The sequence below is a fragment of the Mesorhizobium humile genome, assembly GCF_033977215.1.
Lineage (GTDB): Bacteria > Pseudomonadota > Alphaproteobacteria > Rhizobiales > Rhizobiaceae > Mesorhizobium > Mesorhizobium humile.
In genome coordinates this window covers 94,900-112,628 of record NZ_JAVIIV010000011.1, presented here as the reverse complement: position 1 = coordinate 112,628, position 17,729 = coordinate 94,900, and the positions used below count along the sequence as shown (strand labels likewise).

The 17,729-nt window shown below is 59.5% G+C and carries 10 protein-coding genes; 4 read left to right on the top strand and 6 right to left on the bottom strand.

Annotation, left to right across the window (positions count from 1 at the left end; genetic code table 11):
* Nucleotides 1-210 precede the first annotated feature (210 nt).
* Nucleotides 211-2,742 (top strand): putative bifunctional diguanylate cyclase/phosphodiesterase, encoded by a 2,532-nt coding sequence (locus RFM52_RS17915; RefSeq protein WP_320327866.1) that lies wholly within the window; start codon nt 211-213, stop codon nt 2,740-2,742.
* A gap of 363 nt (nt 2,743-3,105) precedes the next feature.
* Here RFM52_RS17915 and RFM52_RS17910 read toward each other — a convergent pair whose 3' ends face one another.
* Together RFM52_RS17910 and RFM52_RS17905 are read right to left on the bottom strand one after the other, a co-directional pair.
* Nucleotides 3,106-3,345 (bottom strand): DUF982 domain-containing protein, encoded by a 240-nt coding sequence (locus RFM52_RS17910; RefSeq protein ID WP_320293753.1) that lies wholly within the window; start codon nt 3,343-3,345, stop codon nt 3,106-3,108.
* A 446-nt stretch (nt 3,346-3,791) separates the two neighbouring features.
* Nucleotides 3,792-4,577 carry a GGDEF domain-containing protein gene (locus tag RFM52_RS17905; protein WP_320293013.1) on the bottom strand — a complete coding sequence of 262 codons (786 nt, stop codon included), beginning with the start codon at nt 4,575-4,577 and terminating at the stop codon, nt 3,792-3,794.
* Between the two features lie 1,165 nt (nt 4,578-5,742).
* On the opposite strand from RFM52_RS17905, the gene RFM52_RS17900 reads away from it, so the two are divergent.
* The 3 genes from RFM52_RS17900 to RFM52_RS17890 all read left to right on the top strand — a co-directional run bounded on the left by RFM52_RS17900 (nt 5,743) and on the right by RFM52_RS17890 (nt 8,764).
* The gene (locus RFM52_RS17900) at nt 5,743-6,300 is read left to right on the top strand and encodes a hypothetical protein (protein ID WP_320293012.1); all 558 of its coding nucleotides are present in this window, start codon (nt 5,743-5,745) and stop codon (nt 6,298-6,300) included.
* 204 nt (nt 6,301-6,504) lie between these two features.
* Nucleotides 6,505-8,064, top strand: coding sequence for an adenylosuccinate synthetase (locus RFM52_RS17895; RefSeq protein ID WP_320293011.1), 1,560 nt, complete (start codon nt 6,505-6,507; stop codon nt 8,062-8,064).
* Nucleotides 8,065-8,074: 10 nt separating this feature from the next.
* Entirely contained in the window at nt 8,075-8,764 is a 690-nt protein-coding gene (locus RFM52_RS17890; RefSeq protein WP_320293010.1) for a DUF7002 family protein, read from the top strand.
* Here RFM52_RS17890 and RFM52_RS17885 read toward each other — a convergent pair.
* The 4 genes from RFM52_RS17885 to RFM52_RS17870 form a co-directional block, all read right to left on the bottom strand.
* Nucleotides 8,761-10,137, bottom strand: a complete 1,377-nt coding sequence (locus tag RFM52_RS17885; protein ID WP_320293009.1) for a hypothetical protein — start codon at nt 10,135-10,137, stop codon at nt 8,761-8,763. The two genes, RFM52_RS17890 and RFM52_RS17885, sit on opposite strands and share 4 nt — an antisense overlap.
* A 168-nt stretch (nt 10,138-10,305) precedes the next feature.
* Nucleotides 10,306-11,763: a metallophosphoesterase family protein gene (locus tag RFM52_RS17880; RefSeq protein ID WP_320293008.1), complete on the bottom strand. Its 1,458-nt coding sequence runs from the start codon at nt 11,761-11,763 to the stop codon at nt 10,306-10,308.
* Between the two features lie 1,222 nt (nt 11,764-12,985).
* A complete protein-coding gene (locus tag RFM52_RS17875) occupies nt 12,986-16,456 on the bottom strand; it encodes an ATP-binding protein (RefSeq protein WP_320293007.1) in 3,471 nt (1,156 codons plus the stop codon).
* Complete coding sequence (locus tag RFM52_RS17870; RefSeq protein WP_320293006.1) at nt 16,453-17,712, bottom strand: metallophosphoesterase family protein; 1,260 nt, start codon at nt 17,710-17,712, stop codon at nt 16,453-16,455. The genes RFM52_RS17875 and RFM52_RS17870 overlap by 4 nt, the downstream gene beginning before the upstream one ends.
* Between the last annotated feature and the right edge of the window lie 17 nt (nt 17,713-17,729).

Here is a 17,729-nt window from a genome sequence, read left to right as displayed (position 1 = left end):
ACGGGATCATGACGCTTCGTTTAGTCGAACGTTAAGGGTCCTCGCCATAGGTTCCGCGACGAGCGGGGCACGGGATCAGACAAGGCGCGCGACCGCACCGCGGCAGACCCGGGCTTGCCTAGAATGCCGGATGCGCTGGGCGAGCGGAGCTTGCGCTCCTCAGAGGCCTTGACCCGATTGGACCCGCAGCAGAACCGGCGAGATGCGACCATGATTGCGGCTCTCAGAAACGTTTCCCTGCAGAAGGGTGCACACTCGATGATCGGGCTGGATCATACGGGCCTCGGCACGGTCGACGCTGCGGGGCAGAGCGTAGCGGCCCAAACGGAGTTCGACGACGTGAGGCTCATCCTGCGCCGCTGGCAATCCGCCTGCGGCGCAGGCGCGCTGCCGCCCTATGAGGAGATCGCGTTGGGCAGCGTCGGCCGCTTCTCGGATGAGATCGCTGTCGTCCGTCGTTTAGGGGACGAGCCACCTCTCCTGCTGCGCTGCGGCCAGCGCTTCCGCGCGATCGTGGGCCTTGCGGAGTCCGCTCGCAGCCTCGCGGAACTGCCATATGCCTTCAATCTAGCGATCGGCTCCGCTATCGATAAGGCCTGCTCGGCAGGCGAGCCGCGCCTCACAGTCTGCCACTGGGTCGTCGACGGCAAGGTTTCCACGATCGAGATCGTCGCGCTGCCGTTGTCGTGCCGCTGGCCGGGCGAATACTTCGTTCTATTCCTTCGCCCGCGCGCCAGCCAGGTCGAGCTTGCCAGTCTGCTCATCAACTCCACGCAGGAAGGCATCATCGGGCTGAGCCCGATCGATTGTGGGCATGGCGCAACGTCTGACTTCTACATACTAAGCGTCAACGAGGCCGCGGCGGCCTTCCTCGGATCGAGCATCGACAGCCTCCAGTTCACCCGGCTCTCGGACGCGCTGACCAAGGTCGGCATAAGCGAGATTCCACAAGAGCTGCTGTGCGCGGGTTCCGGCGGGCGCATATCGAGCTTCGAGCTCGCCTACGGACTGGGACAGCAGAGGGTCGCTCTGCAGGTCGGCGTCGACATCGCCGGCGGCGTGCTGGCGGTCACACTGACCGACATTCGCGACCTGAAGGCGCGCGAGACCCTGTTCCGCTCTCTTTTCGACGATAATCCGGCACCGATGTTCGTGCACAGCCAGTCGACCGGCATCTTTCTCAACGTCAACGAAGCGGCGTTGCGCCTCTATGGCTACAGTCGCGGCGACTTCCTCGACAGCAGCCTTGCCGAAATCCGCGTGGATGGCCGCACCAACCGCGAGAGGGACGGTCGCGAGCTGGTGCTCCGGCACCGCACCGCCGACGGCCGCGAGCTCGATGTGATCGAGTACACAAGCGAAACCCTCGTAGACCACCAGGTGGCAATACTATCGACTATCGTCGACATCACCGAGCGCAAGCGCGCCGAAGCCCATATCACTTACCTCGCTCATCATGATCCGCTGACGGGAGTGGCCAATCGAACAGTTTTCACGCGCGAGCTGGAGCACGCGGCCGACAGCCTCGAGCAGAACGGACGGCGGTTCGCCGTTGTGCTGATCGACCTCGACAATTTCAAGACGGTCAACGACACTCTCGGACACGCGGCAGGGGACGCACTCCTCATAGAGGTGACCGCGCGGCTGAGACACCTGGTGCGCAAGACCGACGTGGTGGCCAGGCTCGGCGGCGACGAATTCGCGATCCTGGTGCCGGCGGTCGAATGCCGCTCCGACGTCGAGGAGCTCGCCCAGCGCATCATCCGCGATCTTACCGCCATCCGGAAGGTCGACGGCGCCGTGATAGTGATCGGCGCGAGTATCGGCGCTGCGCTGGTCCCGGACGACGCCGCCGACATCGACAGCCTACTGAAATGCGCCGATCTCGCCCTCTATCGAGCGAAGCAATCGGACAAGGGTACCTTCCGCTGGTTCGAAGCCGGGATGGACATGCGCCAGCGCGAGCGGCGTGCGCTGGAGATAGAGCTGCGCGGCGCCGAGATCGACCGCGAGTTCGAGTTGCATTACCAGCCAATCATCCGGACGCAAACCGGAAAGCTCCGCGGGTTCGAGGCCCTGCTGCGCTGGCAAAATCCGCGCCGCGGCATGGTGTCGCCCGCGGATTTCATCCCGATCGCAGAGGAAACCGGCATACTCGACGAACTCGGCCGCTGGGTACTTGCGATGGCATGCCGAGAGGCGGCAACCTGGCCGCGCGATCTGGTGCTGTCCGTCAACGTATCGCCGGTGCAGTTCCGCAAAGGGAATCTCGTCGGAGCAGTAGGACTGGCCCTGGCCGGCAGCGGGCTGGAGGCGCACCAGTTGGAGATTGAGATCACTGAGTCGGTGCTGCTGGCCGAGAGCAGCACCAACCTCGCCATTCTCAAGCAACTTCGATCGCTCGGCGTGCGCATTGCGCTCGACGATTTTGGCACTGGCTACTCCAGCCTGAGCTACCTCAGGCAGTTTCCATTCAACCGCCTCAAGATCGACCGGTCGTTTGTCCGCGAGATCGTCCAGTGTCCAGAGTCGCTCGCGATCGTCCGTGCCGTCATCGGCCTCGGCACCAGCCTCGGCATCGATACCACGGCCGAGGGGGTGGAGACGGTCGCGCAGTTGGAGGCATTGCGCGCCGAAAAATGCGGCGAGTTGCAGGGGTTCCTGTTCAGCCCGCCGGTTGCCCGCAAGAGTGTCGCCTCCATCATCGGTGCGTATTTCGAAGAGACATCGCGTCTCGCGTAACGGGATCGCCGACCTGTGCTGTCGACGGCCTGCGTCCAGAGCAAGTGGCGATTGGATCGAACCATTCTGCGCGAATTGATTTGGGTCAGGTCGGGATTCGGCTAAGGTCCTACCCCGTCTGGCCGTCCCTGCCGTCGAAAGGTCACGAAGGACGCCATTCAGCAAGCTCCCGGAGCAGCGGATATTAAGATCGCCTGACCTGCCTCGCCAGTCGCATCCGCTCTGCTTCAAGGCGATGAACTCGGCCACCGGCAAGGCGAGTGGCGCGCCGGCTGCGCCACAAGGGAACTGGCGAATTTGGGTTGCGCCGGCTTCCAAGGCTCGGCGCTGCCTTCTTTCGACCAATCTCACCCAAGCGCCAGTCTACACCTGCACCTTTCCGCTTCCCGATTTGCAGGCAACGACCCATTGCATCGCGGAGTTTGGGTCTTCCAAAATCCCGGCCCGTTTCGCAAAGCCGAGAAAGGCATTGTGGGCCGCGCCTATAGGCTTGTGCCCGTCGTGGGCGTCAAAGCACGCCCGAAGGGCGGTTTGATGGATCAAGTCTCTGCGATCTTCCGGCCATTCATCGAGAAAATCGATTGCGTCCGCAAGGCCGGCAATCTATTGCACGATAACCGTGGAACGCCTCACGAAGATGGGGCTGCTGAAAACTTCGGCGTTCATTTCATTTCCTCCGACCTGGTGAACGGCTTGTCTGTGTAAGAGGCCACCGATCGAGGTCGGTTGCGACTATCGCAGAATATGTTGTCACGGCGATGACGGCTTGATAGGGAAGAAGCCGCATCGCGCCCGAGGGAAATCATGGATTTTGCAGAGTGCCGCCTTTGCTGGGGGACAGCGGCGGATCATCGCAACCGACAACCGCCTTCGCGTTGAGGCAGCCTAGTGCAAATCGAAGACTATAGCTTCCGATTGGCACGGCATCAGAAATTTGATGCGCTCCGATTAACGCAATTTGTTGCGGCGTGTGGCACTCGTTTGAACTCACGATGGTTGATTTACTGAGTAGCGCCGCACCCGAAGGAATCCGCCCCAAGCGGGGTCGGCTATGGAGTCGTGACTCGCAATCTGGTTGCTTCGTAGTCGAACGAAACGCGGTTCCGGCCACGCTGTTTCGCTTCAAAAATGCATCGTTCTGCTGTGCGAAGGATATCCTGACTATCTGCATTGGGAGGGATTTCCGCACCCCCGATGCTGACAGTCACCTTTAGATCGTCCTGTTGCCCTTTGATCCAAGGCATCCCTTCGATAAGACGGCGGATGTTCTCCGCAATGGTCATTGCCTGCTCTTTGCGGACCCCTCGCAGCAGGACCCCGAACTCTTCGCCACCAAGGCGTCCAATTGAATCGCCAGGGCGCGTTAGATAGACAAGCGCTTTTGCGATTCGAACCAAGGCCTCGTCACCTTTGGAATGTCCGTGCTTGTCATTGAACGAGGCGAAGTGATCCGGGTCGATAACGAGAAGCGTGTCGTATTCACCCTCATCGCGCTTCCTGTCCATCCTTGCCATGAATCCGCCGCGGCTAAGAAGCCCCGTCATCGGGTCGTGGCTGGTCACGAACGCCAGCCTGTCGTGGGTCTCTCTCAGGGCCGCATACGACTTCTCCAACTTGTCAAAGGTGTCTTGGATGGTGTCCGACTGGGCGAAGATGTAGGCACCGACGGGCATTCCAATCAGGATGGGAATGAGGGTGCATTCCACCCAGCTCAGCCAATCGATCGGCATGTGCAAGGCGAGTCTTGCCGTGAACGACAGAGCAAAGGTCGCGACGATTGCAATTATCGTCACGACTATTGATTTGCCTAGAATACGCTTGGCGCGAGGCGTCATGTTGTTTCTTTGGAGATTGGCACTGTTTCTTTAGATAGAGGCTCTGAAAGAGCCGTTACCAAGTCAATTAAGATTATTCTGAAACTAGAAGGGCGAGAAAAGAGGTGCCGTCATCTGCGGTCGGGAACGCGCGCAAACGTAGGACAGCGCGGCGAATTTTAGCAACGCTTAAAATGCGAGTTTTTCGAATCTGCTGGCGTTAGTTTTCGGATGCTAATCCACGCTGCATGGATGGTGATCGTTGAATATGCGCGGCCTAGGTTGGATTAGAGAAATACGATTGACGGAGGCTCAGCAGATGCGCGATCGGATAGCTTTGCTCGAATCCGAATTGATCAATGCGGCTGGTTCCAAAGGCAAATCCAATCTGCTTAACGTAGGTCACCAGCTTCGTTCGCAAAAGGCTAGGTTGGAACGCCTGGAACAATGCATAGCCTGGATGCCGAAGCGACTCTGACACCGCGCAACCCCGATCCAAGGAAGTCGTCCGCGGATTTTGGCGATGCCGGCAGGTTCGACGCGATCTGAGACCGTGAAGAGGGTGGCGGTTTTCTGGAAATTTCTGCAAATTCCAGACTGCCTTTTATGCGACTTTCGAAGCACAAAAGGCGAACATGGTCTGTTTTTCTGCGCCAAGAGCGCTATCTGCTCCGTAGCTCCGGCGAGCACACCAATAGCCGCTATGAAGGCCGATTGCGGACTGTCCGCCGCGCTCAAGCCTAGCCCCAATATTTCGCGCTGCATTTCCCTGCGCTAACGACGGCGCAGGGCGGCAATCTGATTAAACAGCTTAACCACCTCCTCGACATCATCCGGACTTCCGTCCCAGACCTTCAGAGCGCTGGCAATTATGCGTGCAGCGCCCTCGGGGTACTGGCACTGCGGGAGCGCTACACCCAGAAACGTGCAAATTTGCACCACGTTGGGATTTGGTGTTGCGAACTGCCCACCAAGTATACGACTGAGACGGCTGGGCGGAATCCCGCTCAGACGTGCTGCACTTGCCGAAGAAAGATGCCGATCGGCTAAGGCAATCCTAATGTCTCTTGCGATTCTCAATGCTTCTTCAGTTGTCAGCCTCATCCGCCTCGGATAAAATAGAAATTGCAAATTTGCAAGTTCGTTGATCTGTGGTAGCAGAGCGATAGTTTAAGGGGAGATGAGCATGTCATGGAGCAGGCAGCGGGTAACGGCAGTGAAGGTTGATGTGGGACCCTCGATAATGCTGCATAGTGGCACTTGGCTCGACCTGCTGTCGCCTCATACCAGCGCCTTTACCATCGAGGATATAGCCCACGGCTTGGCGCTTCAGTGTCGTTATGCGGGCCAGTGTTTGGATTTCTATTCTGTGGCTGAGCACAGCCTGCTGGTCAGTGACCTCGTCGAAGAGGATCCATTGGCCGCCTTGCTGCACGATGCGGCAGAGGCCTTCCTTGGAGATATTACGCGCCCCCTCAAGCAGATGCTTCCAGATTACAGGCAGATTGAAACTGAGATGCAGCGCGCGATCGCTGAGCGGTTTGGTATTAGCACTCAGTCAAGCCCGGCAATCAAGCGAGCCGATCTGCGTGTGCTGGCGGCCGAGCAGGCTCAGATTATGCCGGCAGGCACGGACGAATGGGCCAAGCGCGATCGGATTGTGCCCGCCCTGGTGAAGGTACGCTTCCTGTCGCCTCGCGAAGCTAAGAGCGCGTTCCTTCGCCGGTATGAAGCCTTGCAATAGAACTATCCGCACAAAACAAGTCGGTTAGGCATTTCTCAACAAAAAAACTTAGTGTGAGCTATAGATTGAATTGAAATCGATGCGTATCTCTTCGACGTGGGGAGTCTGAGTCCTAGGGTAGGTAGGATTTTGGTTCTCTAGTGACAGGAGGTTGCGCTGAAACCAATTTTCTTGGTGTCTGGTCCGCTTGCGGCCGGAAAATCGATGTTCACTGAACAGTTGACATCACGTTTTGGCGCGAGACGCGTGTCAACGCGGGTGCTATTACTTCGGGCTAGTGATACCGACGATCGCGACGCACTGATCAAGCTTGGCGATAAGCTCGACGTTGAGACCAACGGAAAGTGGGTCCTCGATCGGTTTCTGGCTGAAACTAGCGGGGCTCCGGCGGATCAAGTTTGGCTGGTGGATGCGGTCCGGACGCTAGACCAAGTTAAACACTTCCGCGACAAATTTGGCGACAGAGTCGTTCACGTCCACCTCACTGCGCCAATTGGCGTGTTGCGCGAGCGTTACTTGGCACGCAAGGCGGAGATCCGGGAGTTCAACAGCTACGACGAGGCACGCGAGCACGGGGCGACGGAAAGCAAGATTGAGACGCTCGCGGAAGTCGCCGACGTGGTTTTGGAAACCCACCGTTCGAGCCCTCGATCGTTGCTGGCCCAGGCAACTGCGGGACTCGGCTTGTTTCCCCGCGAGGTCGCGCGGTGCGTCGACGTTCTGGTTGGCGCTCAGTACGGAAGCGAGGGGAAGGGCAATATCTGTGCCTATCTCGCCAAACACGAGAAGTATGATGTTCTCATGCGGGTGGGGGGTCCGAATGCTGGCCATAAGGTCGCCGATCCCAAGTACGACTACATTCAACTTCCGTCGGGAACGCAAAGCAATCTTGACGCGAAGATCCTGATCGGCGCGGGCGCAACTCTCTCAATCAAGCAGGTGCTCAAGGAGATCTCGGACCTCCAGCTCACCGAAGGCAGACTGTCGATCGATCCGCAGGCCATTATCATCGAGGACAGCGACATCGAACAGGAGGCGGGCACCCTCGAGGTCATCGGCTCGACGAAAAAAGGTGTTGGAGTTGCTACGGCGCGAAAAATCCTGGGGCGAGACGGCAACAAATACTGGGGCAGTAAGGTCCGCCTCGCAAAAAATATCGCGGAGTTCAAGCCATTCATCCGTGACACCAAAGTCGAGCTCGAGAAGGCTTATGCTGCTGGCAAGTCGGTGCTCCTCGAGGGCACCCAGGGAACCGATCTTAGCTTGCATCACGGCGAGTACCCATTCGTCACCTCGCGCGAGACAACGGCATCAGGATGCCTCGCCGATGCCGGCATCGCACCAACAAGGGTCCGGCGGGTGATCATGGTCATGCGGACCTATCCCATCCGCGTCGGTGGTACGTCCGGGCCAATGATGCACGAGATTACAGTCGAGGACATTGCCGCGCGGAGCGACATTCCTGCGGCAGACCTACACAAGATCGAAGTTGGCACTGTTTCTGGCAAGGAACGCCGCATTGCCGAGTTTGACTGGGAACAAGTGCGACGCGCCGCTACCATCAACGGGGTAACGGATATCGCGTTGACCTTCGCTGACTACCTCGGAATCGACAATCGCAAGGCGGAAACCTTCGAGGAGCTCAATGCGACTACTAGGAACTTCATCGAGCGGGTGGAGAAGGTCACCAACGCCCGCGTGTCGCTGATCTCCAAGGATTTCGGCAAGGACGCCGTTATCATTGACCGGCGGCAGTGGGACTGAGGAGCTGCGAGTGCAAGAAAACGAACTAATCAGCATCTATCCGCGGCTGTACCACATGGCGGAGGACGGTTCCTTCCCTTCGATCCGTGACCGAGGCTTGATGAGTGCAACAGCGCTCCTCGATGCTTACGGGATTTTTGGCGAACAGCGGCTTGCCATTGAGGAGAGGCTTCGGCCCGAGAGCGTCGATATCGCAAAGGATGGGCTGCCCAACGCCGTCATCCGTGACAATAAGCCGATGAGTGACAGCGCGCTGCAGAAGTGCCTTCAGGACGGGCTGACACCATTTCAGTGGTACAAGATCCTCAATGGCAAAACCTTCTTCTGGCTCCACAAGAAGCGGTTGCGCAGGCTTCTGGCGGCCAAAGCATACCGGGATCGCCCGCACACGATTCTAACGTTTGATACTGCGTCCTTGGTCGCCTCGCATCGCGATAAGATTCTCCTGAGCCCGATAAACAGCGGGTCCACGATCATGAATCCCCAACCGAGAGGGAAGGGCACGTTCATGAAGATTGCCGACTATCCGTTTGCCGACCGAAGGAAAACGAGACCCTTAGAAAATGCCTTGGTCGAGCTGACCGTCGCCTACAGCGTCCCGGACGCTGCCAGTCACCTTTTGGCAGCGCAACGCGTCGACGGCGATGATATAGAGGATCTGTGGCGGAGGCCAGGCAGCCATCCGCACGAGGGGCTTTAGGCTGATGCTGCCAACATGGCCGGTCGCTTGGCCTTTCGGACGAGGTCGGCCAAATGACTTGTAAGTCCGATCTCGCCTTCAATCTTCACCCCTGCATCAGTTGGCATGTCATTCAGGAATGTTCGCAGTGCCTCGAGCCCTTCGGCCGCTTCGAAGGTCAGCCAGTGGGCTGCCTCTCCCGGCACCAGAACGGTCTGTGATGTCTGGGTTGCACCGCGATGCAGCTGTACCACCCAGACTGTCTGACCGTCATAGACCCACTCAAAGCGTACGGCTCCAAGCGAGCGGGACAGCGTGCCGTAAACCGCGTCGATCTGCTTGGCGACCTCAGACGGCAGCTCTTCTGGGTGATCGATGCCCAGCATCAGGCCATCGCCCTCACCGGAGCGGCCTTCCACAAGCAGCGTTCCATCGATCGTGACAATGGCAGCGCCTGAATAGGCCGCCGGCACGGCCGCCTGACAGATTATGGAAGCTATGGCACTGTGGTTGGAATCCTCGACGGACATAAGCTTGAATGGGTCAGTCCAGCCCTTGAGGGTTGTGTACCTCCCTGGCTCTGGCTCATGCGGACAGGTCCGGGTCCAGACCTCGTGACTTCCCGTCGGCTTTCCGAAGGTGAACGGGGCAACACGTCGCCCGAAGACAGTGGTAGCTGGCACATTTGCGCCCACGAGTTCGGCCATGAGCAGGCCGAACGCCTTGTCACCGATATGTCGGCTAAAGCGGTTGGGCCAGTTCATGCTGGCAGTCGCCGCAGCCGTATTTTCAGGCTCCAATTCCCAGCATAGCGTGTGGCTGTTCTTCCATCCGCGTGGCCGAGGATGAATGCTAAACTCAAGCCGTCCCTGACTCTGCATTTTGAGCTCAGGTCGAAATCCATAGACCTTTGTGAGCAAGTCAAGCGCCCAAGGCACGGGTAAGGAGGCCACCCCGGGCTTCTCCACGCACCGCGGTGTGTCATCAGGAGCGAACTCCATGATGCCGCCCTGGATCACGCCGGAAACCCCGCCATCATTAATATCGATGGTCTCGTTGGCGATCACGAACAGGCCCGACGAAATAAGTCGCTTCAGTCCGGCGAGGGCTTCCTGCACGTCACTTATCCCGTAGATAAATTCCTTGCTCCGCGGACTGTCCGGAGCATAGCTGCGCAGATTGATCGAGCCATCCACACTCGCGTCCAGCAGCGCGGCAAGCGCCTCTTGGGCGTCAGTGAAGTGGTGATTGGGGGCGTAGCCGAAGACTCGCGAGTAACTCTGAGAGAAGTCGCCACCGGACGTGGGAAAGAAGCTGATGAATTGCGCCACGTTCCCGGCCCGCGCTAATGCGTCCAGCGATTCATCCTTGCGAAAATTCAAAGCGATACCCAATCGATTGCTTCATTGGCCGACAACTAGCCGTTCGGCTAAAGGGCACATAGTGGGCATTAGCGCCACATGTGCCAGCGAATGTTCCCCGCTTTCCCGCCAGTTTTGCACAGGCTAGCGGTAATTGCACCTTAAGTTCAAAGTCGCACCTTGACTCGCGAGGATCAGGTTTCAGGTCGCCGTCTTGGGCAAGGTCGGTGAAATTTCCAAGTCACCACTGAAGAGGGACAAACCCACTTTGCCGTCCGCACGCAGCTCGCGCATCGTCAGGTGCATTTCCTTGTCGTTCAAGCGGAAGATGCAGTAGGTGTTGCGTTCGTTGCCGGGACGGCGCACCGGCGAAACGCCGGTACTGCCGTTTGAAACGACATAGATCGCCGGCTGTTGTGGAGCACCGGCAAGCGGCTGATTGTCATATTTGACCACCCGCGGCATGTGCTCGTGGCCGTGAACCGCCAGTTGCACGCCGGCCTGCTGAGCGGCGTCCAAAATTCGCGGGGCGTCTACCGAAAGCGTTATGCCCTTCTTGTTCAGAGTCGCGACAGTGGTCACGGGCAACAAATGGTGATGCAGAGCCATGATTTTGTATGTTGGTCGATCGATCCGCTCGGCGCCGAGTTCGCGCAAGGCGTCGATCCCACTGTCGCCGATGTAGCCGTACTCGCTCCATTCGGTTTGAACTATGGTACATGAATTCAGCACGCCAATCAGCACGTCTACGTCGCCGAGCTGCACTCGTCGAACGTAGTTCAGCGTCTCTTTCCAACTGCGGCCTATTAGCTCCTCGCAGAAGATGCGGTACTGAAGCTCGTGCTCGTAAGTCGCCTGGTTGCTCACCGCCAGCTTGGCGGGATCGACGTCCGACGGATCCTTCGCGCGGACAATGTCGTGGTTTCCGGGAACGGCAACAATATGGTCTCGCTCGAGACCGAGCGCCTTGGTGAGGCTTGCGAACTCGGCCAGTATGCTGCTGCGTACGGCTTGGCTCCAGTCGCCCTTAGTGGTGAAGTCCCCAGTAACCAGGATCGTGCCGATATCGTCCTGGACGCCTATCCTGCCCAGGTCATCCATCAGCGCCTGCGTGAGCGTCTTCTTCGTATTGCCGATAGCCGGTGGTTCTCCCTGTAGGAGAAAGTCGTAGTCCGGTCCGAAATGCAGATCGGACAGGTGGAGGATCGCCGACCGATTGGCGCGGGTCGTCGCGGCTACACGATCAGGTTGATAGGACCGCCCGTCGAGTGACACCAGAGTGTGATCGCCAAACCTGTTTGCCACCTCGTCGAGATATTCGCACGCCTCAATATCGGTGAGCTTGAACCAGCCGAAGATGCGGTCATGCTCGTCGACATAGTAGCTAGGAACAGCAGCCAGCTCGTCAGCGTCCAGCAATCCTCGGCGCCACGCCTCAACCGTCGCAGTAAACATCCGCCTAGTGGAGCGGTCGACGATATAGGCAATCGTTGGGCCATTCATGGTGTCAAGCGCATCGAGGTGCTCGTCCTCGAACGTCTTCTTCCACCAGCCCCACCAGACGAAGCCTTTGGCGGAAATGATCTCGCGGTGAGTTTGAATGGTATCCACACCCGGCGTAGTATCCCTGAACCTCAGCGCTATGAACGGTGCTGCCACTCTGCAACTCTCCAAAAGGGTGGTTTCGGGATGCGCCACTGCTCAAGTGACGGATATGCAAGGAACAGTTCCGTCGGCGGTAGCTCCGAGTGCAGGTACGCCCGCAATGCCTGAATCAGATGATGGCCGTCGCTGACCACAGCGGCTTCGTTCTGAGAACTCCACAAGTCGATATTGTCCCGGCCAAGCGCCCGCCGGCTTACATGAGGCCAGGTCCATCCCTCGGCCCCGAGCACTTGTGCCACTGTCGAGAGACCGGCGGCGTGCGGCGCATCACGGACGGCGAGCTGATAGTCGTTGATCGTGAAGCGAATCCATCGCCCCGGCTCTTTATGAGATGGCGGCATACTAGGTTCGCAGTTAACCGATATGCTGAGAAGGTCGCCACGTCGAGCCTCCCCACCGGAACTAGTGGCGCCAGTCCTCCTGAGGGCCGCCTGTTCGAACTCTGGCGAAAGGTATTCTACCGCGATGCCAACGTCATCGAGTTTCCCCCATCCACCAATCCAACCAGCGAGTTCTTCTCGTTCCGCCCTCCCGGTTGGGCGGGTATGCTCCGGCCAAAGGGTTACAAGAATTTGGCTTCCTTGGCCGACCACTGAAGCTGCCCAAGCTATCCATCGTTTCGCCTCGGCTGGATACCAAGGTGGATCCAGAATTGCTACCGATTGCTGGGTCTTCAGCGTCACTTCTCCGACGTCGGCTACGATATGTTTCCTGACGTTTTGAAAGGGCTGTCTATCGACCAGAATCGAATCTCTTGAAGCAACATCTAGGTAGCGAGAGACAGAGGGCGTGCCCACGGCAGGACTGTTGTCTCAGGCGAGACCAAACCACATATCGCCTGAACTGATTCGGCGGAGTATCGCCAATCGAAATCGAGGGGATGAGCTTGAGGCAGGCGCAGCGGCTGGCTCCACGTTCCGTGATAATGATCCAGAACTAGCGCAGAAGGCTGCGTTGTTCACGCAATTCTTTCGTGTGAAACGGCTGGCAGGTTCTTGCCCACTGATTAGTATCTACTGCTGGCCTTAGCACCCAGGTGCCTGCTGACGCGCAACTTGTCTGATTCCCCCTCTGAGGCCTGCGGTGATCGTATCCGATCAGGAGACCGGCAGCTTTGGGATCCCCGCCGAGAGCCTGAGAGAGAGCGGCCGAAAGGCGCCAAGCGCAATTGCGATGCGCCTTACCACGAGGCGCGCCAACAACAATGCTGTTTGAATCACCCGAGTTCGTGGATGGCGACTTCGGGAATGACCGATCTTGCAATGTCACATAAGTGCTGATGATGGGTGAGATAGACCACCTGGCCTACACTGGCCATCTCGCCGAACAGACGGAGAACTTCCTCCGACCGGAGATGATCGAAGGTTTCCATGATATCGTCGGCTATGAAAGGAACTGCCGGCCTGAGCTTGGCAAACTCATAATATCCGGCGAGGCGAAGAGCCAGGTAGAGCTGAAAACGCGCGCCTTTCGACAAAGCGTCTGCGATCTTCGATTGGCCGTCCCGCTGCGTGGCGATGAGGACCTCTCCGCCCTTTACCGGCTGGGTCGTCAAGCCTGTGTACTGGCCGCGCGTTATCAGTGCGAAGGCGTCGGAGGCCTGGCTCATCATTCCAGAGCGGTGACGTTCGCGGTAGACCCGGAGCGCGCTCGTCGCCGACATCACCCCGAGCTTCAATTCGATAAAGCGGACGGCCTTGTCCTCGATCTCGAGAAGGACGGTGCGACGGTCGGCATCGATGCGGGCAACCTGGCTGTCGCCCCCAATCGCATCGAGCTTATCGGCCGCCCGGGTACGCCGGACGAGCTGCTGTTGCAGTGATTCATCGACGTCGGCGAGGCGCCGCTCGACCTCAGCCTTTTCAATTGCGAGCCCATCGAGATCGAGACCTTCGAGCAAGGATCGCGCCTGCGCGAAATCGTCGAGAGCGAGCTCGCTCGTCAGTTTTTCCTCAAGCTCGGCCACGGCAGTGTGCAGACCGTCTCGCTCGCGAAGCTGTTGATCTCGCTCTGCGACCTCCGGCAGAGTTCTCACCCCAAAGGCAGCCAGCACCTCCTGCTTTGTGGTCTCATTTGCCGCGACCTCAGCGTTCAGTACCCCTCGAACGTCGTGCAACTTTTGAACGTCAAGGACGAGATTTGCCTTCGCCTCACGGGCGCGCTCGGCTTGCTCCAGACGTTCTGTCAGCCTGAGGCTCACCTGTTCTGGCGCGCCGTCCAATGCACGCTCGCCGACTTGTGCACCCAGCCGAGCCACCTCTTCAGCAAAGCCAGTCCTGTCCGCCTCCATCTTGCCTATGCGCGTACGCAGGGCCTCCCGATCCTGCAGGGCCTTTGACAGGTCCGACAGCTGATGGAGCACGCTGCCGAGCCCGGTTCCGGCGATGCCGCCTTCGAGCCAGGTCCCCTTCAGCGATTCATTGACGCCGGCCTGCCATGCAGCATCTCGCCGTTCGGCAATGTCAACCGCGAGCCGCCTGGCGGCCAGCTCCTCTTCCTTCGCGGCGACGCTCCTCAGTGCTTCCGCTCGTTCCGCATCGACCTTCGCCTGCCTGTCGAGAAAGCGGTCGGCGGCGACCACCATGGCCTCCAGGGCCTCATCGGCTTCCGGCTGAATTCCAACGCTTCGAAGAGCCGAGGCCAATCCGAGATGGAGCCGCTCTCCTTGGGCTGTCGCGCGTTCAATCCTTGCGCGTGCGAGCAGGATGTCGTCCCAGGCGCCAAGCGCTTCAGAGCGCGCGGAAAGGCGCTCCTCGACATGTCCGATCAACAGGTCGAGCGACTGCGCCTGGCAATCCTCAAGCAAGGTGCTGGCCATTCGCCTGATTTCAGCGGATGCCGTTTCGGCGCGCTTTTCCACCTCAGCCAGCTTGGCACTGACGCGCTCTATGGCAGCGTCGGTCTCGGCAGCCTTTTGCTTGACTGCGCGCAGATCCGCCAGCCCGCCCGCATGGGCCAATCGAGCCTGGCCAACATGATCGTCCCTGGTCAATGCCGCGGCAAAGGCGTCCGCCGTCTCGGCCTTGAGGTCCGCCCGATGATTTCGCCAGGCCTCGTCCCTCTCGCGTCGTATGGCTGCGGCTGTTTCGTCGTCGGCGATCTCGGCCGAGGCGCGGACAGCAGCCAGCCGCGCCGAAGTAGATATGCGGCTCTGTTCATGCTCAGCCAGACGCTCGGAGAAAACTGCCTTATCCCTTTGAAGGTCCGCGGCCAGTGTTTTCCACTGAGCTATCTGCATCGGTGGCGGAACCGACATTTTCGAAAGTGTCTCCGCATCTCCCGACCACGGCTGGAGGCGCCGCATCGCATCCGTCAGTCTTGTTTGCCGCTCCTCCCCCAACGCGAGCGCTTCTCTTATCTCGCGTGCGTGGCCACTGGCCTTCGCCTCAGACACGGCTGCGATCAGCCTTGCTCTTGCTGGCTCGGGCACCGCCCTCTCCTCTCCAACGCGACCTCGCGCAGCGTTGAGCTGGTCGAGCGCGGAAGCGGCCTCATCGCGGGCCATCCGCAGGCTCGTCGTTATGCCGGAGCGCTGTTCGACCAAGGAGCGAAGCGTGCCGACCACAATTGCCGGCAGAATGAGCCGGGACGGATCCTGTTCGGCCGACCTTCCGAGGGCGGCGAGACAGTTGGCCACCGTCTGGTCGAGCAACTGGACTTCCATCTTGCGGGTCGGCAGGTCCATGCCCGCGGATAGATAGCGCGCCTTGCGGTCGGCAAGTCCTCGCACCTGCTCCGAGATCGCCAGCATGGCCTCGTCGACGACCATAGCCTCGATCTTTGCCCTCGCGCGATCGATCTCATCGGCATTGGCCTGGAGACGGGTTCTTAACCGTGCGTCCTGATCGATCAATTCCGCGACGCTGCCACTCCAGGTCCTGGCAGGAGACGGCCTGTCCGGCAGCTCAGCCAGCCTGCTTGCCTTGCGTTTTATTTCCGCCAGGAGGGGCGCGGCGCGCGAATATCGCTCGATCGTGACGAACCGGGCCGATAACGCCGCGCGCTCCGCCAGGCTGCGGTCATACTTCTCCTGGGCTTCCGCCCGTTCCGCCTCGAGCGCCTCGAATGTCGAGGCCAGCGTGTCGATCGCCTCCTTGCGTGACTTGAGTTCCGCGAACCGCTTCTTCAGCAGCGCGATTTCGGTCGTCTGGGCCTGTTTTCGATGAAGACCGTCGGCCTCCGTCTCCAGTGCGGCCATGACATCGCTGGCATGGCCGAGCCCAGCACTGGCGGTGAAAAGGAGCTTGCCGAGATCGCCGCGCGATTCCAGGATCGCCTTGCCGCCCGCTTCCAGCGTCTCGTCATCGAGCGAGAACATGCTGCTGTAGGTATCCCGGGACAAGCCCGCGAGGTGCGCCGAAATGGCAATCTCGCTCAGTGGCCGTCCTTCGGCATCATGCAGCGAGTTGCTGCGGCTTTTGGTGCGTGAAACGGCAAACGCCTGCCCCTCGAATTCGAGCAGCCCGCCGATGCGCATGGAGCTGTAGTCATGCTGGAAATTGTAGCGGCTACGCTCCTCGATGCCGAAGAGCAAATCAAGGTAGGCGGAAAGTGCCGTCGATTTGCCGGCCTCGTTCAGGCCGAAAACGATATGCAGATCGGGGCCTGAAACCGGCCTTTCTCCAAAGTCGATCGCTTTCTCGGTAAACTTGCCGTAGCGGGTCAGATCAAGGCGCCGCAGTCTCATCGCGTTGCACCTGCCTTGAGCCTCGCCGTGACCAGGTCAACGCTTCCGGCAAGCACGTCGTCGATAAACTGTTCGAGCCCTGCTTCGTCCTTGCCCGCGAAACCCCTCGCATCGGGGGGTAGGTCCGCGATCGTCTTCAACACGAATTCCCGCGCTTCTGCTCGAAACGCTTCAGAGCCCGCATTGGCGCGCATGGACTGTGCAAGCTCCAAGGTAGGATCGGCAACAGTTCCCACGTCTGCGACAGCGGGAGCCGAAAGACCAAGCTCCAGCTTCTCGACCCAGGTGTCGCCCACCTGTTCCGCTGCCTGTTCGGCTTCCGCGATGGTCAGCTCCCGGTCGCGCATCAGCAACCATGACAGGGCAGTTGTGCCAAGCAAACTTAGGCGGGCAACAAGGTAGCGCGATCTGGCACCCTCGCGCGATTGCTCCAGGCCTGCCCGGATGCGGATGATGGCCTCGCTCCATTCGGACGTCCCGGTCAGATCGATACTCACGCGTTCGAATTGCGCGACACTGGTGAGCCTCTCCTCCATCTCGACAGAGCGATCGTCGCGAATGGTGACCAGGGTGACCGATTTCTCGCCCGCCTCATTGATGTCCCTGCCCTGAGGGATTCCCGGCATCACCAGCGTGCTCGCGCCCAAATAGACCTGGCGAAGGTGGATATGGCCAAGCGCCCAATAGCCGAAGCCGTGGCTGTGGAGGTCGGCGACGCTGCAAGGGGCATAAACGTCATGCCCTGGGGAGCCGGCCAGGCTCGTATGCATGATGCCGACATTCGCAGCTCCCTCTTGCGGGGCAGCATATTTGGGCAGCAGGCTTTCGGGCGCCTTGGGATTGGCGAAGCTCAGCCCATGGAAGGCTACGTCGATCGCGGTGCCAGACTGGACCACGGATTGGCAGCGGCCGCCAAAGATGGTCACCGTGTCGGGCAGCACGAGCTGCTTCGTAATCCGCGACATCGAGTCATGATTTCCGCGGATCAAGTAAACCCTGACACCAGCTTGATGAAGGCGCGTCATCTGTGAAGCCAGAAAGCGCGCCGTCTTCATCGAAGTCTGGTCGCCATCGTAAAGATCGCCGGCGATCACAAGAGCATCGACACGCTCCGCCAGACACAGATCCACGACAGCGACGAATGCCTGGCGGCTGGCATCTCCGATGAGCTCGGCAAGCTCGGGATTGCGCAACGCAAGGGAGCGCAAAGGCGAATCGAGATGGATATCGGCCGTATGGATAAATCGAAATGCCATGCTGGGCGCTCCCGGAC